At 64.8% G+C, this 19,687-nt stretch carries 20 protein-coding genes and 1 riboswitch; of the genes, 11 read left to right on the plus strand and 9 right to left on the minus strand.

What is annotated here, in order from left to right:
- Positions 1-36: 36 nt before the first annotated feature.
- A complete protein-coding gene (locus AAHM38_RS09550; protein WP_009239455.1) occupies positions 37-471 on the minus strand; it encodes a universal stress protein in 435 nt (144 codons plus the stop codon).
- A gap of 184 nt (positions 472-655) precedes the next feature.
- On the opposite strand from AAHM38_RS09550, the gene AAHM38_RS09555 reads away from it, so the two are divergent.
- Together AAHM38_RS09555 and AAHM38_RS09560 are read left to right on the plus strand one after the other, a co-directional pair.
- Entirely contained in the window at positions 656-1,099 is a 444-nt protein-coding gene (locus AAHM38_RS09555; protein WP_015856028.1) for an acyl-CoA thioesterase, read from the plus strand.
- 109 nt (positions 1,100-1,208) lie between these two features.
- Positions 1,209-1,430 carry a hypothetical protein gene (locus AAHM38_RS09560; protein ID WP_009239453.1) on the plus strand — a complete coding sequence of 74 codons (222 nt, stop codon included), beginning with the start codon at positions 1,209-1,211 and terminating at the stop codon, positions 1,428-1,430.
- Positions 1,431-1,442: 12 nt separating this feature from the next.
- Here the strand turns inward: AAHM38_RS09560 and AAHM38_RS09565 are convergent, their stop codons facing one another.
- From AAHM38_RS09565 to AAHM38_RS09575, 3 genes are read right to left on the minus strand one after another with little or no spacing between them, the layout of a single operon-like run.
- Complete coding sequence (locus AAHM38_RS09565; protein WP_015856029.1) at positions 1,443-2,150, minus strand: hypothetical protein; 708 nt, start codon at positions 2,148-2,150, stop codon at positions 1,443-1,445.
- Positions 2,147-2,803, minus strand: a complete 657-nt coding sequence (locus tag AAHM38_RS09570; RefSeq protein WP_015856030.1) for a type VI secretion system amidase effector protein Tae4 — start codon at positions 2,801-2,803, stop codon at positions 2,147-2,149. Before AAHM38_RS09570 ends, AAHM38_RS09565 begins: the two co-directional genes overlap by 4 nt.
- Positions 2,800-3,375: a PAAR domain-containing protein gene (locus tag AAHM38_RS09575; protein WP_015856031.1), complete on the minus strand. Its 576-nt coding sequence runs from the start codon at positions 3,373-3,375 to the stop codon at positions 2,800-2,802. The genes AAHM38_RS09570 and AAHM38_RS09575 overlap by 4 nt, the downstream gene beginning before the upstream one ends.
- 457 nt (positions 3,376-3,832) lie before the next feature.
- Between AAHM38_RS09575 and AAHM38_RS09580 the strand changes: the two genes are divergently transcribed.
- Both AAHM38_RS09580 and AAHM38_RS09585 read left to right on the plus strand, forming a co-directional pair.
- Positions 3,833-4,117 carry a hypothetical protein gene (locus AAHM38_RS09580; protein ID WP_015856032.1) on the plus strand — a complete coding sequence of 95 codons (285 nt, stop codon included), beginning with the start codon at positions 3,833-3,835 and terminating at the stop codon, positions 4,115-4,117.
- Between the two features lie 117 nt (positions 4,118-4,234).
- A complete protein-coding gene (locus AAHM38_RS09585) occupies positions 4,235-4,891 on the plus strand; it encodes a VOC family protein (RefSeq protein WP_041668570.1) in 657 nt (218 codons plus the stop codon).
- 14 nt (positions 4,892-4,905) lie between these two features.
- Here AAHM38_RS09585 and AAHM38_RS09590 read toward each other — a convergent pair whose 3' ends face one another.
- A complete protein-coding gene (locus AAHM38_RS09590) occupies positions 4,906-5,790 on the minus strand; it encodes a LysR family transcriptional regulator (protein ID WP_015856034.1) in 885 nt (294 codons plus the stop codon).
- Between the two features lie 353 nt (positions 5,791-6,143).
- Here AAHM38_RS09590 and AAHM38_RS09595 point away from each other — a divergent pair, with 353 nt between their 5' ends.
- The gene (locus AAHM38_RS09595; protein WP_015856035.1) at positions 6,144-7,874 is read left to right on the plus strand and encodes a GMC family oxidoreductase; all 1,731 of its coding nucleotides are present in this window, start codon (positions 6,144-6,146) and stop codon (positions 7,872-7,874) included.
- Between the two features lie 307 nt (positions 7,875-8,181).
- Here AAHM38_RS09595 and AAHM38_RS09600 read toward each other — a convergent pair whose 3' ends face one another.
- The 4 genes from AAHM38_RS09600 to AAHM38_RS09615 all read right to left on the minus strand — a co-directional run bounded on the left by AAHM38_RS09600 (position 8,182) and on the right by AAHM38_RS09615 (position 13,324).
- The gene (locus AAHM38_RS09600; protein ID WP_015856036.1) at positions 8,182-9,090 is read right to left on the minus strand and encodes an amino acid ABC transporter substrate-binding protein; all 909 of its coding nucleotides are present in this window, start codon (positions 9,088-9,090) and stop codon (positions 8,182-8,184) included.
- Positions 9,091-9,299: 209 nt separating this feature from the next.
- Complete coding sequence (locus AAHM38_RS09605; RefSeq protein WP_015856037.1) at positions 9,300-10,196, minus strand: amino acid ABC transporter substrate-binding protein; 897 nt, start codon at positions 10,194-10,196, stop codon at positions 9,300-9,302.
- Between the two features lie 124 nt (positions 10,197-10,320).
- Positions 10,321-11,982: an acyl-CoA dehydrogenase family protein gene (locus tag AAHM38_RS09610; protein ID WP_015856038.1), complete on the minus strand. Its 1,662-nt coding sequence runs from the start codon at positions 11,980-11,982 to the stop codon at positions 10,321-10,323.
- Positions 11,983-12,175: 193 nt separating this feature from the next.
- Positions 12,176-13,324, minus strand: coding sequence for an NAD(P)H-dependent flavin oxidoreductase (locus AAHM38_RS09615; protein ID WP_015856039.1), 1,149 nt, complete (start codon positions 13,322-13,324; stop codon positions 12,176-12,178).
- A 215-nt stretch (positions 13,325-13,539) separates the two neighbouring features.
- A riboswitch (TPP riboswitch) is annotated at positions 13,540-13,641 on the plus strand.
- Between the two features lie 99 nt (positions 13,642-13,740).
- Between AAHM38_RS09615 and thiC the strand changes: the two genes are divergently transcribed.
- From thiC to AAHM38_RS09645, 6 genes are all read left to right on the plus strand, one after another.
- A complete protein-coding gene (gene thiC, locus AAHM38_RS09620) occupies positions 13,741-15,648 on the plus strand; it encodes a phosphomethylpyrimidine synthase ThiC (protein ID WP_009239442.1) in 1,908 nt (635 codons plus the stop codon).
- Positions 15,649-15,660: 12 nt separating this feature from the next.
- Positions 15,661-16,806, plus strand: coding sequence for an FAD-dependent oxidoreductase (locus tag AAHM38_RS09625; protein WP_015856040.1), 1,146 nt, complete (start codon positions 15,661-15,663; stop codon positions 16,804-16,806).
- Positions 16,803-17,018, plus strand: coding sequence for a sulfur carrier protein ThiS (gene thiS / locus AAHM38_RS09630; RefSeq protein WP_004628385.1), 216 nt, complete (start codon positions 16,803-16,805; stop codon positions 17,016-17,018). Before AAHM38_RS09625 ends, thiS begins: the two co-directional genes overlap by 4 nt.
- 9 nt (positions 17,019-17,027) lie before the next feature.
- A complete protein-coding gene (locus tag AAHM38_RS09635; protein WP_015856041.1) occupies positions 17,028-17,855 on the plus strand; it encodes a thiazole synthase in 828 nt (275 codons plus the stop codon).
- Positions 17,852-19,006, plus strand: a complete 1,155-nt coding sequence (locus AAHM38_RS09640; RefSeq protein WP_015856042.1) for a thiamine phosphate synthase — start codon at positions 17,852-17,854, stop codon at positions 19,004-19,006. The genes AAHM38_RS09635 and AAHM38_RS09640 overlap by 4 nt, the downstream gene beginning before the upstream one ends.
- Before the next feature lie 122 nt (positions 19,007-19,128).
- Positions 19,129-19,608, plus strand: a complete 480-nt coding sequence (locus tag AAHM38_RS09645) for a VOC family protein (protein WP_009239438.1) — start codon at positions 19,129-19,131, stop codon at positions 19,606-19,608.
- Positions 19,609-19,687: the final 79 nt, after the last annotated feature.

A 19,687-nucleotide genomic window follows, 5' to 3' on the forward strand; every position in this document is an offset into this window, starting at 1 on the left:
GCGCAGCGGAGCGTAGCTGCGACCGCCCCGCCGCCGTCAAGCCTTGGGCGCCTTCACGAGCACCACCGGGCATTCGGCATGGGCGAGCACCCGGCCCGCCACCGAGCCCATCAGCGCCTCGACGAACACGCCGCGCCCGTGCGAGCCCATGACGATGGCCGCCGCCCCCGCGCTTTGAGCGTGATGCACGATGCGCTCCGGCGGAAAACCCACCAGCGCGTGCCGCTCGAACGGCACGCCTGCCGCACCCAGGATCGCGCAGACCGAGGCCATGGCGCCGGTGCTTTCCTCCGCGTACCACGCATCAACCTCTGCCTTGCCGACGAGCGATTTGATGTCGCCGGAGAGGTCCGGCATGCAATGCACGACGTGCACCGTCACGTCGCTGCCGAAGAGCGTTTTGTCGGCAATGCAGCGGGCGGCCGCATCGGAGTAGTTCGATCCGTCCGTTGCCAGCACTAGGGTTTTCATGTGGCCTCCTTGCCATGTCTGGGGGCCGCGCCCGTGCGCGGTGGGTGTCTGCTTCCAACGTAAGCGCTGCTGAAAGCCGCGCGTTGATACGCGTCAACGGAAGCGCCATGGTGCGGCGGCGCGGTCAGCGCTTGCACAGGAAGGCAGGCAAAATGCGCAAGTTGACCCAGACGCCGCGCCCCACATGACAACCACGCCATCCCTTTCCGATTACCCGCTGCAGTCGACCGACAAGCTCCGCTACGGCGACACCGACCGCCAGGGCCACATCAACAACGCCGTCTTCGCCACGTACCTGGAAACGGGCCGCGTAGAGATGCTCTTCTCGCCCGACAACCCGCTGGCAGCGCCCGGCTGCGAGTTCGTCATCGCGCAGCTCGTGCTCGACTTCCGCAACGAAATCCTCTGGCCCGGTTCCGTGCAGATCGGCACGCGCGTGGCGAGCGTCGGCCGCAGCTCGGTCAAGCTCGAGCAGGCCATCTTCCAGAACGGCCAGTGCGCCGCCACGTCGCAATCGGTGATCGTGCAGATCGACGTGGCGACGCGACAAAGCAGCCCCATTTCCGACAGCGCCCGCCAGCGGCTTGCCGCGCTCACCGCCACCCCAGCCGGCGCAGAAGCGGAGTGACGCGCGCTGTACGCAAACGAACGCCCGCAGAAAATTTTTAACTTTGCTTGCACTTGCGCCCCTTGCCGGTGGGAAGATGGCTCTCCCGTTCAATCACGCGGAGGTGACCATGGGACTGTTGGATGAAGTGGGCAAGATCGCCGGCGCCGTCGCCGCGGTTGAAGCCGCCGAGAAAGTCGATCCGGATGCCGGCCTGCTGACCAAGGCCGTCGCCGCCGTCGCCGGTTTCAAGGGCGCGGGCGCGCTGGAAGAGATGATCGAAAAGAAGGACGAAGCCAAGGCCGAAGGCGCCGAGGCCGCTCCGGAAGATGGGGCTGCGCCACAGGCTTGATTGCTTGCAGGCTCAAAAGGATTTGGGGGACCCCGCCGGTTGGCGGGGTTTTTGTTTTATCGAACCGATGAGCCCGCTGCGGCCTAATGGTTCAACCCAATTGTCTGGAGCGCATAGCTTCATTGATTTCAAGGGAATTGCTCCAAAGACATTCTCTTTTGGAATCAGGGAGAAGTATTTCCAGTCGGTTTCATTGACGAAAACCTCTCCGCTCTTGCATAGCATGTGTGCCTGCCTTGGTTGTTTTCCGCATGAAGCACCGCCAATTGCACAACGTTGCCATTGAGCAATCATGCCGACAGATTGAGGTTGGCCCTTCTTGAGTTCTGTGTACGTCTGAACATCGCGGGTCGCAATCGCCATATACATGAAGTCCAAGTCCGGCTGTACGGGCCTTGCTGCCTCTGCTCTGAGATACCGTGTGTGTAAATTAAAGACGTAGTGAACAAAGGCTAAAAGAATGGCCACTAGCATTAATGTCGACAAAGTGGCGGCTATTCGACGTGTCGTAGAGTTTCTTTTGCGTGTGAAGAAAAATCCGAGAATCGGGAATGCGAGAACAGTTGCGAGACCCGACAGCAAGGCGGCTTCGAGTTCGGGGCTTGCGCAATCCAATCCGCACCCGGGGTTGTTGTCAAAGGCGGTCATGATGCGTATGACGATCGCGGCAGTTACGAAACCGGCAAGTACGAAACCCATTAGCATCATCACGCGCTTCACTTAACCTCCCAAAAGAGAATTTTCTTGGAGTCACCCAAATCAGAGAAGCCAAACGATGATCCAGGGAAGAGCGAATTCATTCCGAACATTCGGCCGACGGTTGCGATTGAGTTAATTGGCCCGCTGATTGTCAACCGCGAGCCGTTCCAAAGATCAATATGGCCACCGCTGGCGTCGCCGGCAGAATCGCTGCTGCGAGACCAGTAGCTGTCGAACATGATGATGCCGGTTCTCCCCTTGACCTTCGATTCCCAATCCCTGCCTGTAATGTCTTCCGTTCTACGCAGTCCACAAAACGGGTGCTTGCTCAACCAAGACCCCATCTGATCCGCAAGGACAGCCGTGTACCTACCCCCCATCAGAATGCGCCCAAATTGGTGACCGGGCTTGACTGACACATTCGCAGGCGTGAACGACTTCATTTCTATGCCGACCTTGTGCAACGTCACACTCATCCGAATCGCGCACTGGTTTCCGAAGCCGGGTGGCACGCCGCCGGTCTTGGCATCCCGATAGGGCTCGCCCGTGACGTAGTTGTCCCAAAGGTCGGAAAACTTCACCGCTGGCACGTCGATCTTGCACACCGAGCCCCGCGTTGTATTGGTCCGAACCTGCGCCTTTTGTTTGAGCGGTTTGCGTTGCGCTGCCGTCATGCCTGTGCCTCCGTTTGCTTTGCCAGTGCCTCGTCGCCCCAGAGCACCGTGTATGGCTCTTCACCTTGCGTATCAATGCGCGGCAGCAATCCATTTGCGGGTACCCGCCCTGAGAAAGTGCGGCCGTCTTCGGTTTCGATGTAATACGGGATGCCCTCAAGGGCTGCGGACACGAGATGCGCCTGTTCGTCGTACGAAGAACAGGCATTGAAGTGCCTTGTCGCTGACAGCGCAGTACGCAAAGGGTTACTGCTTTCACCGAACCCCAGTGCAGCAAGCTCATGGTGCTCAAAACTCTGGAAGCTGTCGTTTTGAGACGCAATCATGATTGGCGGAGGCTGGCATTTGCAGATGCAGACGTCCCCCTCGAGTGCCTGCTCTTTCTCCATCATGAAATCGGGCCATCGCGGCCCTTGTGGGGCGATCAAGCCAACGGTCTTGCATGCGTGGCAGTAGACCTTGGCCCCAATGAATGCCAGCGCGGTACCGTTGTGCGTGCAGGTTTCCTCGCCTTCAAGCACTTCAGCTCCGACGGTTGATCCGTCGCCCTTCTTCAGAAAGTTGCGCCTCAAGTTAACCTCCTCGTTGGTGTTAGTCCTCGAGGATTCTCTTGGCCGAACGAAGCACCACGCGGCATTTGGCGAAATATTACGAATAGGATGGATGTATCCGATCGCTATAATCCCCACCGTCACCGCACCAACGGTGACTGGGTTTAGCAGCCCACCCCTTTTTCCCAGACGGACAGCCGCCTCCGCGCGGCATTTTTGTGTCCGGTGCTTGTGCACGCCTATGTGTTTTATGGCGGGCCGGGCGGTGAGACCTTCGGGTCTGCCGGTAGCTGGGATAGGGCCGGTCTGCTAACGCCGTCGTCAGGCCCGCCACCCTTGTTTAGCAGCGAGCGGCGAGCCTCCATCAACCTATCCCCGGAGGCCACATGGCTACCGCACTCAGCGGGCATCGCCCCGCGTCTTACCCTTCCCCACCGCCTTGGCGCTGCAGGCTTCCCACACAACCGGGAGGTGCCGCATGTCGCTGACCAAAAACCGCCTCTACCTGGATGGCGCGGTGTCAGCGCGCGCGTTTCTGTGCCGCACGCACAGCGTCATGCGCGACCCTGGGCATTGCCGGCCCGGCAGGCTGCGCGAGCAGCTCACGTACTTTTCGGAACACGCGTATCCGCCGGCATTCGTGAAAGGCTTTATCGATGCCATCGACGCGTATCTGTCGATGTCGCTCGGGGGGAGCGACGTGGATCCGCACACGTGGGAGGTGCTGGCCGCCATCGAGCGCCGGCGGGTTTCCGCCGCATAAGAACAGTTGGACACATCCCCGAGACGGGCGGGGATGCCGGCACCACGCCGCAACGCCGTGGAGGGCGCTGTGGCATGCTGGGCCCTCACATTTGAGAAGGACACAGCGGGAGCCATCTTGAAGCTCGATCACATTGCCGTCGTTGCGCAATCGCTTGAGCAAGCGCAGGGCTATGCCTCGCAGCGGTTCGGCGTGGAGCTGCCTGCCGGCGGCAAGCATCCCTTGATGGGCACGCACAACCTGGTCACGCGGATTGCGCCCGGCGTTTTTCTGGAGTTCATCGCCATCGACCCGGAGGCGGCGGCGCCCAACAGGACGCGCTGGTTTGCGCTCGACCGCCTGACGCGGGAAGGCACATTGGAACAGGCGCCACGGTTGTTCGGATGGGTCGCGAGCGTTCCGGATCTGACGCGCAACGTAAGCGAATCACCGCAGCACGAATTGCTCGAAGTGACGCGTGGCGATTTGCGATGGCACTTCTTTCAACGCAGCGACGGCGAAGCGGAAGCGGGCGGTTGCTGGCCCGCACTCATCGCTTGGGCCGGCGGCCAAAGCCCGGTCGGCAGGATGCAGGAGGTTGGGCTGCGCCTGAACCAATTCCAACTCGCACATCCGGAGATGCCGGCCATCCGCGCAAAGCTTCAGGGGCTGGGGTGGGATGCTTCCGAACCGGAGAACCGATACGTCGAATTGTCGGAGGCGGCACGGCCGGCTTTGACGCTTGTGCTCGATACGCCGAATGGGCTCGTGCAGATCGAAGGCGGCGGCCTGTAACCGCTGGCCACGTGTCAGGCGGCGCGCCGCTCGCCCACCCGCTGCCGCGTAGAGAACCCGTCGCGCACGCACTGCGCCAACGCCAGCGCCGCCGCACTCGCGCCTTGCGCAGGCAGCAGCAGGCTGATCGCAAACATCGGCAGTTCCGGAAGGCCGGCTTCAGGCCCGAGGATGTCCAAGTCCGCCGGCACCGTCGGTGTCAGCCATGCCGTAACAGCGAGCCCGGTGCGCACCGTGGCGGTGGTCGCTTCAATGTTGCCGCTCTCGAACACCGTGCGCCATTCGATGCCGTGCTCGCCGAGCGCCTTGAGCACGCGGGCGCGGAAGGTGCAGCTCTCGTCCACCATCGACAGCGGTAGCGGGCGCTTCGCATGCACGTTGCCGCCGCGCGGGCCGACCCACACCAGACGCTCCACGCACAGGCAGTCGCCCGTGGCTTCGTCCACCGGCGCTTCGACCACGGCGACGTCCAGCTCGCCGCGCGCAATGCGCTCCGTCAGCTCGGGCGAGGTGCCGCAGACGATGGTCAACTCCACCGACGGCCACGCTTCGGTAAAGGCCTTGAAGATCGGTGGGAAAACGGTGCCGACCAGGTCGTAAGGCACACCCAGGCGCACCGGACCCTGCAGCGGGCGTGCCGCCATGTCGGCCCAGATTTCGTCGTTGAGGGCGAGCAGGCGTTTTGCGCGGCCGAGGAAGCGTTCACCTGCGTGGGTGAGTTCGAGCCGACGGCCGTCGCGTTCGAACAGGCGGCATTCGAAGGCGTCTTCGAGCCGCTTGATCTGTTGGCTGATGGCGCCCTGCGTGAGGTGCAGCGCGTTGGCGGCCACCGTCATGCTGGCGTTTTCCGCCACGGCAATGAAGGTGCGCACGAGGGTGATGTCGAGGTTCTTGGCCATCGCTGCATTCTAGAAGCTAATGCTTGGGCACAAAAACCGCATCGTTGCTAATGGCTTGTCAGCGCACGGGGTGGGCGGATCGGTGGCCCGCTGTGTGCGGCGTGCCCCGTTGCCAGGGTCGCGCGCAACCGTGTGCCAGTGCGGAATTGCTGCATTGCCGCATGTCGCAATCGCTACCAAGGCAACGGTCTGCCCACTGCAGCGTGCGGGTTTGCTGCATGCCGTCGAGCGATGCCTCTAATGCGGGTAAGCCCGGTCGTTTGAAACAACCCGGCGCGCCTACGATGTGAAGTTGTGACCGGCAACAAGCCGGCGGCGTCGCTCGCCCATTAGAAAACCATCCGGAGACATCCATGGCCAACGATTTGCCCACCTCGGCCCTCACCTTCGATTACGTCATCGTCGGCGCCGGTTCGGCCGGTTGCGCGCTCGCCAGCCGGTTGACCGAAGACCCGGACGTGACGGTCGCGCTGCTCGAAGCCGGCCCGCACGATCATCACCTGTCAGTCTGGGTGCCGGCCGGTTGTGCGGCATCGCTGCCGTTCAAGAACAAGCGCAACTATGGATTCCAGACCGTGCCGCAAGCGGGGCTGGGCGGCCGCCAGGGCTATCAGCCGCGCGGGCGTGGGCTGGGCGGCAGCTCGTCGCTCAACGCCATGATCTACATCCGTGGCACGCCCAGCGACTACAACCACTGGGCCGCGCTCGGCTGCACCGGCTGGAGTTGGAGCGATGTGCTGCCCTACTTCAAGCGCTCCGAAGGCAACGAGCGGTTTGCCGGCCGCGATGACGACGCGCTGCACGGCGGTACCGGCCCGCTGCACGTGAGCGACCTGCGCACCGGCAACCCGATCGCCCAGCGCTTTGTCGAGGCCGGCGTGGCGGCAGGCTACCGCCTCAACAACGATTTCAACGGCCCCGACCAGGAAGGCGTCGGTCCGTACCAGGTGACGCAATACAACGGCGAGCGCTGGAACGCCGCACGTGCCTACCTGCACGGCGGCGACAAGGCTGATGCCACGTTCAGCCGCAATCGCCGCCAACTGACGGTGATGCCCGACACGCAGGCCCTGCGCATCGTCTTTGAAGGCAAGCGCGCGGCAGGCGTGGTGGTGGAGCGCGCGGGCCGCACAGAAACGTTGCGCGCGCGCCGCGAGGTGATCGTCTCATCGGGCGCGTTTGGGTCGCCGCAGTTGCTGATGGCCTCGGGCGTGGGCCCGGCGGAGCATCTGCGCTCGCTGGGCATTCCGGTCGTACACGACCTGCCCGGCGTCGGGCAGAACCTGCAGGACCACCTCGACATCATCCTGCACAAGAAGGTCTTCAACCTGGATTTGATCGGCTATTCCGCGCGCGGCAGCGCCCGCATGCTGAGCGAGATCCTGCGCTACCGGCGCGAGCGTCGCGGCATGCTGGCAACCAACTTTGCTGAAGCCGGCGGCTTCATCAAGAGCCGGCCCGATCTGGCCGATCCCGATCTGCAACTGCACTTCGTTGTCGCCATGGCCGACAACCACAACCGCACGTTCAACTACGGCCACGGCTATTCATGCCACGTGTGCGTGCTGCGCCCAAAGAGCCGCGGCGAAGTGCGCCTGGCCTCCGCCGACACGCGCGACGCACCGCTGATCGACCCGCGTTTCCTGTCCGACCCCGACGACATGAACGGCATGCTTGCCGGCTTCCGCGCCGTGAAGAGCATCTTCGCGCAGCGCCCGCTGGCCGACCTGGGCGGCCGTGAGTTGTATTCGGCAAACATCCGCGGCGATGGCTCCGACGACGAAGCCGTCCGCGCCCTTATCCGCCAGCACGCCGACACGATCTACCACCCCGTCGGCACCTGCAAGATGGGCAGCGCAGACGAAGCAATGGCCGTCGTCGACCCGGAACTGCGCGTGCGCGGCGTCACGGGCCTGCGCGTGATCGACGGCTCGGTCATGCCAACGCTCATCGGCGGCAACACCAACGCCCCAATCATCATGATTGCCGAGCGCGCCGCCGACCTAATGCGTCAAGGCGGACGCCCGACGCTGAATGTGGTGAGCAGCATCGCGGCGCAGGCAGCACCGGCGGAGGTGCACTGAAAACAGCGAGGGCGACGAGCGGCCGCGCCGCCCTTCGCACACCAACGGTGTGGCCGTTGGAGCCCTAGATGGCGCCTTGAATTTCTGTGAGCGGGCGGAAAAAGGAAGGAGGCCTGTCTGAGCGCAGCGAGTTTGCCTCCTTCCCCGCACGGTCACAGAAATTCAAGGGGAAGTCGCCATCTTGGGCGCGCCTTTCTTTGCTTACTTTCTTTGGCAAGACAAAGAAAGTGAGTCAGCCCCGGCAGGGGATGAAACAAGTGATGCACCACAAAGGCCCACCCCCGCCAGGGGAAAACAGCTGCCCGCCTCAGTTCCCCGCACTATCCGTAGGCGTATTAAACGAATCCCGCAGCAAATAACTCATCGGCACATCCAGATTCACCCCATTCGGCGGAATCGGCTGCTGAAACCACTTCTTGTAGAGCTTCGGCACCTCGCCGTCGACAATCAGCCGCGTCATCGACTGGTCGATCAGCTTCTTGAACTCCGGGTCCTGCTTGCTCAGCATGATCGCGTACGACGACACGAGCTGCGTCTTGCCCGCCAGGCGGTAATCGGCCGGGTTCTTGGCCATGGCGCGCATGCCCGAGAGCAGGATGTCGTCACCCGCGAAGGCCTGGGCGCGACCGTCGGTCAGCATGGCGAAGGCGCTGCGCAAGTCATTTGCATCCACCACCTGCATCGTCATGCCCGTCTCGTTGAGCTTGCGTGCGAGGTCGGCATTGGTCGATCCGCGCGCGGCCACCACCGTCTTGCCGTTCAGGTCTTCCCATTGCTGGATCGGCGAGTTTGCTTTCACCAGCATGCGCCCCTTGGTGATGTAGTGCGGAATCGTGAAGGCCACCTTCTGCCGGCGCTCCGGCGAGTTGTTGGTCGAGCCGCACTCAAGATCGGCCTTGCCGGTGGCGATCACGTCCAGACGGTTGGCAGCCGTGACGGGCACGTACTGCACCTTCAGGTCGGGGCGCTTGAGCGACGTGCGCAGCGAGTCGATCAGCCGCGAGCAGATGTCGATGGCGTAGCCGACCGGCTTGGTGCCATCGAGATACGAAAACGGAATGGAGTCTTCCCGATACCCCACATGCACCGTGCCGGAGTCGCGGATGCGATCGAGCGTCGGGGAGGCAGCAGCAACGTCGGGTGAGAAGAATGCGGCGGAAACAGCAGCGGGAACGGCAAGCGCGGCCAGCAGCCACGTGCGCGCGGGAAACGACATCGTCAAAGGTCCTGGGAGAGGGTTGGGCTCTAGTGGCACGACTGGCTGCGCTGTTGCCCTGTCGGCGCAGCTCTGGCGTGCGCGCCGTCACTCCCCCGGGAATGCCAAAACGTGAAGCAATGTCACGCGCCGCCATGGGCGCGCATTATGCGCTGATTACGGGTATACCCTCAAGCACCTTTCCGGTGCATGGTGGGCGGGGCGTTGCGTCAATCCGCCACCTTGTCGGTCGGGAACTTGAACGAGTCGCGCAGCAGAAAGCTCATCGGGATCTCCAGCTTTACGCCATTGGGCGGAATGGGCTGCTGGAACCACTTCTTGTAAAGCTTTTCCGCCTCGCCATCGAGGATCATGCGTGACATCGCCAGGTCGATGACCTTTTTGAACTCCGGGTCGTCCTTGCTGAGCATGATCGCGTACGGCGCTACAGCCAGGTTGCTGCCGACGACCGTGTAGTCCGCCGGGTTCGGCGACGTGGCCCGGAAGCCATAGAGCAGCACGTCGTCCATCGCAAACGCATCGGCCTTGCCGGCCACCACCAGGCCGAACGCTTCGGTGTGGTCGCGGGCTTCCACCACGTTGACCTTGAGCACGCGCGCATCGGCCATCGCGCGGATCTGCCCACCGTTCGTGCTGCCGCGCGTGGACACCACCGTCTTGTTGTTGAGGTCTTCCCAGCGATGAATGCCGGAGCTGGTTTTCACCAGCATGCGGCTGCTGGCAATGTAATGCGGGATAGTGAACGCTACCTTCTCGCGCCGCTCACGCGTGTTGTTGGTTGAGCCGCATTCCAGATCCGCCTTGCCCTCGGTGATGGCGGCAATGCGCGTGGCAGGCGTCACCGGCACGTACTGGATGTTCAGGTCGGCCCGCTTGACCGCCACCTTGAGCGCCTCAACCAGCCGTGAGCAGAGGTCGATCGAATACCCCACCGGCTTACCGCCATCGACATAGGAGAACGGCACGGAGTTTTCGCGATACGCCAGCCGGACGGCGCCGGTATCGCGGATGCGGTCAAGTACGGGGCTGGTGGTGGGTAGGGCCAACGCCTGGAAAGCGCACAACGCCAGGCCGGCCGCGAGCAAGGCGCGGGTCGGGTGCGGCACGGGATGTCTCCTGTCTGGTTATTTTTCTGGTGCCGGCGCGCTCGCGCGGCTCCCCAACCCTAGGCGATGTGATCTTTCATCCCGCTTTCACGCAGGCCTGCCGGCGTTTCCCTTCACAACGTATTCATACAGGCCACGCGCGCTGCAGCACGGCGCCCAGCTCCTGCGCGTGCCCGTCGAGCGTGCCGAACACGCGGCCATGCTGGTGGTAGAAGCGGCTGGCGATAAAGCGCTCGGCGTCGTCCGGGTGGGCGTACGCCAGCATCAGCGCAGCCTGTGCCGTCAGCGCCAGCCCCTGCGCGATGCGGCGTGCGGAGGTTTCCTGGATGTCGCCCGGCTGATGCAGCATCGCCTGCAGCGCGGCCAGCTCCGCACGCACGGCACGGTGGCCCTGCGCGCGCTCGGCAATGTCGTGCACCAGGCGCAACGCATCGTCCGGCGTGCGGGCGATGGCGCGCAGCACGTCCAGGCACATCACGTTGCCCGAGCCTTCCCAGATGGAATTGACCGGCGCCTCGCGGTACAGACGCGCCATCGGGCCTTCTTCGACATAGCCGTTGCCGCCCCAGACTTCCATGGCCTCGCCGGTTGCTTCGATGGTGCGCTTGCAGACCCAGAACTTGGCCGCGGGCGTGACGATGCGCTTCCACGCTGCGGCCAGCGGATCGACATCGGCGCGCTCGAACGCGTTGCCCAGTTCCATCATCAGCAGCGTTGCGGCCTGTGATTCGAGCGCGAGGTCGGCCAGCACGTTGCGCATCAGCGGCTGGTCGGCCAGCAGGCGGCCAAAGGCCATGCGATGGCGTGCGTGGTGCAGGGCCTGCATCAGCGCGTGGCGCAGGATGGCCGCGCTGCCGATCACGCAATCGAGCCGCGTGTGCGTCGCCATCTCGATGATGGTCGGAATGCCGCGTCCTTCTTCGCCGATGAGGATGCCCTCGGCGCCGCGAAACTCGACTTCGCTGCTCGCGTTCGAGCGGTTGCCGAGCTTGTCTTTCAGGCGCTGGATCTGGATCGGGTTCTTGCTGCCGTCATCGCGAAAGCGCGGCACGAAGAAGCACGACAGCGGGCCGTCTTCTGCGCCCATGCGCGCGACCACCAGGTGTGCATCGCACATCGGCGCAGAGAAGAACCACTTGTGGCCTGTGATGGCGTACGTTGCGCCACGGGCCTCGCCGCGCAAGGGCGTTGCCACCGTGGTGTTGCTACGCACATCGGAGCCGCCTTGCTTTTCAGTCATGCCCATGCCGACGAGGATGGCGGTCTTCTGGCGCCACGGCAGATCGCGTGCGTCGTGCTCCCGGGCGTAGAGACGCGGCCCCAGATCGGCAAACAGCGCGGTCTCTTTCTGCAGGACGGGGATGCTGGCGAACGTCATCGTCGCCGGGCACAGCGTGCCGGATTCGATCTGCGCCTGCATGAAGTAACCGGCGGTGCGCGCCGCCCATGCACCCGCGCGCGGGTCGGCGAACGGCAGGGCCTGCAGCCCCTGGCTGCGCATCAGGCCGAGCAGCGCGTGCCAGGCGGGGGCGAAGCGGATGGCATCGATTCGCTCGCCGGTGCGGCTGTGGGTGTGGAGTTCAGGGTGATAGGTGTTGGCCTCCGCGGCCCACTGCAGCGTCTCGGGCGCGCCGAGCTGGTCACCGAACGCTTGCAGCGCGCTGGCGTTCCAACCGCCGCCCAGGCGTTCGAGCGCACCTTGTAGCGTGGTGTCGGACGTGAAGGGGTTGAAGCCGGTCAGGTCCGGGACCTGGTTGAAGACGCGGTGGGTGGCCTCGGTGGGCATTGGGGGTCTCCTGGCGTGGTGCTTTTGGGTGTGTGGGCCATGGTAGACCACCGGCGGTGGGGGCGGGTGGAAGGGGATTTCTATACCGGGGTGTTTTTGGGTGGTTGGTTTTTGACTTGGTGGTCCATCCTCGTTTCGTTCCCTGCCGGGGCTGAAACAAGGGATGAACCACAAACAAAAAAACAAAGACCCATTAAGAAGCGACCGGCTTTTCCCCAGTCAGCAAGTAATGCATCAGTTCCCGCACCGGCCGAATCGCCTGCCCAAACGGCAACTTCCCAGCGCCACGGAAAAACAGCCCGCGCTCCACATCCCCCCGAAGTGCCTGCGCCAGCTTCAGGTCAATGCAGAACTGCCCCACCTTGCCGATGCCATCCCGCAGCCCGCACGTCTGCAGGCAATCGAACCCCTGCAGGCAGTCCCGCACCTTGGCTTTCGCCTGCAGCGCGCTTTCGCGTGACAGATAACGCGACAGCCAAGGCGTCATCACGGCCCGCGCGGGCAGCCCCGCCACGCTGACAAACTCACTGATATCGCCTTGCTCCGCGCCCGTCAGCACCCGCTTGAAGCGCACGTGCGCATCGCCCTCTTCCGTCACGGCAAATGCAGTACCGAGCTGCACGGCAGCGGCGCCCTTGTCGAGCCAGTGCTTCACTTTGGCGTGCGAATCGATGCCGCCCGCCAGGATGATCGGAATCTGTTCCGCAGCCAGCCCCAGCTTGATGAACAGTTCACGGCATTCGTCCAGCACGCGCGCGAACGAAAAGCGCTCGTCGCGCAGATCTTCGATGCGGGCCGCGCCCAGGTGGCCGCCGGCGTGCGACGGGTGCTCGATCACCACCGCATCGGGCAAGCGCGACTTCTTCATCCACCGCTTGAGCACCACGCCCACGCCGCGCGAGTCGGAAAGGATCGGGATAAGCGCCACCTTCGGATGCTCCGCCGTCATCTCCGGCAGATCGAGCGGCAGGCCTGCGCCCATGACGATTGCATCGGCGCCGCTCTCGCACGCCTGCCGCACCAGCGCCGGGTGCGATTCCACCGCCTTCATCACGTTCACGGCGATCATGCCGTTGCCTTGGCTGGCTTCACGCGCGGCGCGGATCTCGCGGTCCAGCGCGACGAGGTTGGCGGCGTTGATGGCGTCCTTGTCGCGCGATTTTTCAGTCGCGGCAACAAGGTCTGCGTGGTGATGCCGCAAGTCGATGCTGGCGATGGTGCCCACGCCGCCTTCGCGTGCCACGGCGCCGGCCAGCCGGTGCGCCGAAATACCCACGCCCATCCCGCCCTGCACGATGGGTACGAGGCTGCGCCCCGCGAGTGTGAACCGACGCTCCAGCATGACAACTCCCAGCGGCCGTGCCGCAATGCAATAGAAAAGGGATTGAGCGTCGCACAGGTGAAACGCGGCGGGGTTGCGCAAGATCAAGGCGGGCCGCGCCGGTGCGCGCCGCCGCACATTGCGTGGCGGTTTGGACTGAAATGACCCGTCGACCGTCATCTCACTGGTTTTCGTGCTGGCAACGCCGGCAGCCCTGTGCTTAAATTCAGCCTCGTTGGATGAAACAGGGGTGCCGTACGGATGGGCCGTGCGGCTGAGAGAGTCCCTTCGCACCCGATCCGGTTCGTACCGGCGTGGGAAGTTTCAGAACACCGCGTAGTCTCTGGCAGCCACCCCCTCAGTTCTTCGGGTCACGCCACCTCTCCCGGTTTCGTCCACTGCCTGCTCCACCAGGCCACAGAATCAAGGACGAGACCATGCCCCAAGCCAAAAACGCCCCCGCCGCATCGTTCGACTCGCTGCAGTCCGAGCTCGACCAGAAGTTCGCCTATCCGGCCTCCAGCAAGACGTACATCGTCGGCAGCCGCCCGGACATCCGCGTGCCGATGCGCACCATCAAGCAGACCGCCACGCGCACCGACAAGGGCGAGATGCTGAACCCGCCGGTGCCGGTGTACGACACCTCGGGCCCGTACTCCGATCCGGACGTACACATTGACCTGAAGGCTGGCCTCGCCCCGCTGCGCGCCAAGTGGATCGACGAGCGTGGCGATACGGAAATCCTCTCGGGGCTGTCGTCCGAATACGGCCAGACGCGCGCCAACGACCCGGCCACGGCGCACCTGCGCTTCTCGCACATCTCCAAGCCGCGCCGCGCCAAGGCCGGCGCCAACGTGAGCCAGATGCACTACGCGCGCCGCGGCATCATCACGCCCGAGATGGAATACGTCGCGCTGCGCGAATCGCTGAACCTGCAGGCGCTGCAAGACAAGCCCGAGTACCGGCAACTGCTCAAGCAGCATCCGGGCTTCTCGTACGGCGCGAACCTGCCGCAGCGCCCGGAAGACATCACGCCGGAATTCGTCCGTGCCGAAGTCGCCGCGGGCCGCGCGATCATCCCCGCCAACATCAACCATACCGAGCTGGAGCCGATGGCCATCGGCCGCAACTTCCGCGTGAAGATCAACGGCAACCTCGGCAACTCGGCGGTCACGTCGTCGCTGGCCGAGGAAGTGGAAAAGATGGTGTGGGCGATCCGCTGGGGCGCCGACACGATCATGGATTTGTCCACCGGCAAGCACATTCACGAGACGCGCGAATGGATCCTGCGCAACTCGCCGGTGCCCATCGGCACGGTGCCCATCTACCAGGCGCTGGACAAGACCGGCGGCGTGGCTGAAGACCTGACGTGGGAGATGTTCCGCGACACGCTGATCGAGCAAGCCGAGCAAGGCGTGGACTACTTCACCATCCACGCCGGCGTGCTGCTGCGCTACGTGCCGCTCACGGCCGACCGCATCACGGGCATCGTCTCGCGCGGTGGTTCGATCATGGCCAAGTGGTGCCTGGCGCATCACAAGGAAAACTTCCTGTACACGCACTTCGACGAGATCTGCGAAATCATGAAGGCGTACGACGTGTCGTTCAGCCTGGGTGATGGCTTGCGCCCCGGTTGCATTGCCGACTCGAACGACGCCGCGCAATTCGGCGAGCTGCACACGCTGGGCGAACTGACCAAGAAGGCGTGGGAGCACGACGTGCAGGTCATGATCGAAGGCCCGGGCCACGTGCCGCTGCAGCGCGTGCAGGCCAACATGGACGAAGAGCTGAAGCACTGCTTCGAAGCCCCGTTCTACACGCTTGGGCCCCTGGTGACCGACATCGCCCCGGGCTACGACCACATCACCAGCGGCATCGGCGCGGCCAACATCGGCTGGTACGGCACCGCCATGCTGTGCTACGTCACACCCAAGGAACACCTGGGCCTGCCCGACAAGGAAGACGTGCGCGAAGGCATCATCACCTACAAGATCGCCGCGCATGCGGCCGACCTTGCCAAGGGCTGGCCGGGTGCGCAGCTGCGTGACAACGCGCTGTCGAAGGCGCGCTTCGAATTCCGCTGGGAAGACCAGTTCAACCTCGGCCTCGATCCGGAGAAGGCGCGCGCCTTCCACGATGAAACGCTGCCGGCCGAGGGCGCCAAGATCGCGCACTTCTGTTCGATGTGCGGTCCGAAGTTCTGCTCGATGAAGATCACGCAGGAAGTGCGCGACTACGCGGCCACGCTCGACGCCAACGCCACCGCCGCCGCAGTTAACCCAACTGCGGGCATGGAAGAGAAGTCGATCGAGTTCCGCAAGAGCGGCAGCAAGATCTACAGCTAACCCACCGGTGCAATGCCAACCTCGACTGCATTCGACGTAACGATCCTCGGTGGCGGCCTCGCCGGCCGCCTGTGTGCCTGGCAACTCGCGCAGACGGGGGTGCCCCCCGCGCGCATTGCCTTGGTGGAGCGCGGTCCGCGTGACGGCAGCGGTGCCGCGGCGTACGTTGCGGCGGCCATGCTGGCGCCGCTTGCCGAAGCCGCCGTGGCCGATCGTTTTGTCGTGGACTTGGGGTTGGCAAGCCTGGCGCTGTGGCGCGATTGGTTGCCCAAGCTGCGCACGCCGGTCTTCTTCCAGGAGGCCGGCACGCTGGTGGTGTGGCATGCGGCGGACCGTGGTGAGGCGTCGCTGTTTGCCAACCACGTGCGCAATGCCGCGCCGCCCGAGCGCGTGGCCGCCGATCTGCGTGCCGTGGACGCGTCCGGCATTGCCCAACTCGAGCCGCTGCTCGCACAGCGCTTCACGCAGGGGTTGTATCTCGCTGGCGAAGGTCAGCTTGACCCGCGCGGCGTGTTGGATGCGCTGGCGACCGAGCTGGAAGTGCTGGGCGTGCAACTGCGCTGGAATACCGAGGTTGTCGATCCGAGCCCCGACGCACTGGCTGCCGCCGGGCTGGGCGCGCGCCTCGTGCTCGATTGCCGTGGCCTGGGCGCCAAGCCGCAGTGGCCGCGCCTGCGTGGCCTGCGGGGCGAGGTGGCGCGCATCCATGCGCCGGACGTGTCGCTCACGCGGCCGGTGCGCATGCTGCATCCGCGCTACCCGCTGTACATCGCGCCCAAGCCGGGCAACGTGTACGTGATTGGCGCGACCGAGCTGGAATCCGACGACATGTCGCCGGCAAGCGTGCGCTCCACGCTGGAATTGCTGTCTGCGGCCTACGCCGTGCACCCCGCGTTTGGCGAGGCGCGCGTGCTGGAGCTGAACACGCAGTGCCGCCCGACGCTGCCGGACCACCGTCCGGCCGTCCGCTGGGATGGCGCTGGCACGTTGTCGGTCAATGGCCTGTACCGGCACGGCTACATGATCGCGCCCGCCGTCACCCAAGCCGCGGTGGCAGCGGCGTGCGACGTGCTGGACGGCTGTGCCTTCGATACGGACGACTGCGAATGGCCCGAGCTATTCGCCGCCGCTGCATCGCCTGAACCTGTTTTGTCATGACGCTGAACGTCACCCTCAACGACCTGTCGCTGGCCCTGCCTTTGGGCAGCACGCTGGCCGACGCCATTGGTGCGGCCACGCCGCAACTGCAGATCGCGCCGCCGTTTGCCGCATCCGTGAATGGCGATTTCGTGCCCAAGGCGCGCCATGCGCAGCACGCGCTCAAGACAGGCGACCGCATTGCACTCGTGCAGCCCGTCGTGGGCGGCTAGGAGTCTTCGATGACCACTACGAATCTGTCCGCCGTGGCTGACCCGCTGCGCCTCTACGACGAAACCTTCGCCTCGCGCCTGCTGCTCGGCACGGCACGTTACCCGTCGCCGCAATCGCTGGAAGACGCCGTGCGTGTTTCCAACCCGGCCATGCTGACGGTGGCGCTCCGCCGCCAGAGCGCGGGCTCGCCCGAGGGCGGCGCCGGCTTCTGGAAGATGCTGCGCGATCTCGGCGTGCCCGTGCTGCCGAACACCGCCGGCTGCTATTCCGCCGACGAGGCTTATACCCTCGCGCAAATGTCGCGCGAAGTGTTCGAGACCGACTGGATCAAGCTCGAAGTCATCGGCGACGACTACACACTGCAGCCCGATACGCTCGCATTGCCGGCCGCTGCCGAACGCCTCATCCGCGACGGCTTCAAGGTGCTGCCGTATTGCACCGAAGACCTCGTGCTGTGCCGCCGCCTGCTCGACGTCGGCTGCCAGGCGCTGATGCCGTGGGCCGCACCCATCGGTACCGGCCGCGGGCCCACCAACCCGTATGGCCTGCGCCTGCTGCGCGAGCGCCTGCCCAACGTGCCGCTCATCGTCGATGCGGGCCTGGGTGTGCCGTCACACGCCACGCAAGTCATGGAATGGGGCTACGACGCCGTGCTGCTCAACACCGCCGTCGCCCAAGCCGGCGACCCGGTGGCGATGGCGCAGGCGTTTGCGATGGCCACGCAGGCCGGTCGCCTTGCACGGCTGTCGGGCCCGATGCCTGAGCGTGATGTTGCGCAGGCGAGCACGCCTGTTGTTGGGTTGCCGTTTTGGCATGCGGAAGAGAGGAGCGCATGAGCCTGTCTGCCTTGCGTTTTTCCGCTGCGTGGCCGGAAGCGGCCGCGCTTGCCGCACAGATCGTCGATCGCCATGCGGAGGCCTTTGGCCGCGCGTCGCATGCCTGGAGCGTGACCGACCGTGCTGACGAAGCCACGAGCGCCGCCACGGTCCTGCTGACAACGGATGCGGGGCAAGCCGAACGCGCGCGCTCCGCTGGCGCCGCGGTTGTGCTGACGGCAGTGGAAGGCGACCTGCTCATCGACACTGTGCACGATCGCCTCGGCACGTACCGCTTCACGTCTGCGGCGCAGGGCGATGCATTCGATGCGCGCTTCGTCGCCGTCTTCGGTGCGGCACTGGCGCTGGCATTCGAACCGCGCGATGCGCTATGCGTGGCGCGCGCGTGGATCGCCGAAGCGAATGCCGATGCGCTGGCCTGGCCCACGCAATTTGATGCCTTGCCCCGCGTGCTCGAGCCGGCGTTGCCGTGCCCGACCGCAGCGGACCTTGCCTTTGCGCCGTGCCCGACGCAGCTCGGCATCTACGCTGTCGTGCCGGATGCGGACTGGGTGGCGCGCCTCGTCGCGCTCAAGGTGCCGACGGTGCAATTGCGCTTCAAGTCGGACGACGCGCAAGCCGTGGTCGACCAGGTGCGCCGGGCAGAAGCCGCAGCGCGCGGCAGCGCCACGCGCCTGTTCATCAACGACCACTGGCAAGTCGCGCTTGACGTGCATACGCAGGCGCCCGACAGCGGCATCTACGGCATTCACCTCGGCCAGGAAGACATCGACGAAGCTGACTTGGTGGCGATCCGCTCGGCCGGACTTCGCCTTGGCATCAGCACGCACGGCTTTGCCGAAATGCTGCGCGTCGCACCGTTGAACCCGAGCTACCTTGCACTGGGCGCCGTGTTCGCCACGCCCACCAAGACCATGCCGACCGTCCCGCAGGGCCTCGGCCGCCTGTTCGCCTACGCGGCGGCCATGCGCACGCGCGAGCCGGCACCGCCGCTGGTGGCCATCGGCGGCATCGATCTGGCAGCGATGCCGCGCGTGCTGGAATCGGGCGTGGGCTGCGTGGCCGTGGTGCGAGCCATCACCCAGGCGCCCGATGTGCCGGCTGCGGTCGATGCCCTGCAAGCGACGTTCGCGGCGCACGTGCGCGCATAAGCATCGTCCGCTGCACGTCGGTGCGCCTGCGCCGCGCACCCGCGCTTTTGCTGACCTATCCTGTTCGTGCGCCGCTGCGGTCGCCGCAGCGGCTTTCCAACACACGCTGCAGGAGACAAGACATGGCGGTCCAGCCCATCCCTGAGGGTTACCACAGCGTCACCCCGTACCTGAGCATCAAAGGCGCCGCGCGCGCCCTCGATTTCTACAAGCAGGCCTTCGGCGCCACCGAGCTCGTTCGCATGGATGGGCCCAACGGCACCATCGCGCACGCTGAAATACGCATCGGCGATTCCCCCATCATGATGTCGGACGAAGCGCCGGACACGGTCTGCGCCAGCCCCGACACGCTGCAGAGCACGTCGGTGGGACTGATGATCTACGTGCCCAACGTCGACGCCGTGTTCGCCAATGCCCTGAAGGCGGGCGGCACGGAAGTCCGTCCTGTGGTGGACCAGTTCTACGGCGACCGCTCCGGCACGCTTAAAGACCCGTTCGGTCACGTGTGGACGGTGTCTACGCATGTGGAAGACGTGGCGCCCGACGAGATGGCCAGGCGCATGGAGAAGTGGACGAAGGAACAGGCAGCAGCGTCGGCCTGATATCGGCAGCCTTCAAGAAAAAAGCGCGGATGAGAGCCGCGCTTTTTTTTGTTCCTGCATTCCAGACTAGCTGCCGCGC

This window comes from Ralstonia sp. OTU4908, from assembly GCF_038440115.1.
Classification (GTDB): Bacteria; Pseudomonadota; Gammaproteobacteria; order Burkholderiales; family Burkholderiaceae; genus Ralstonia; species Ralstonia pickettii.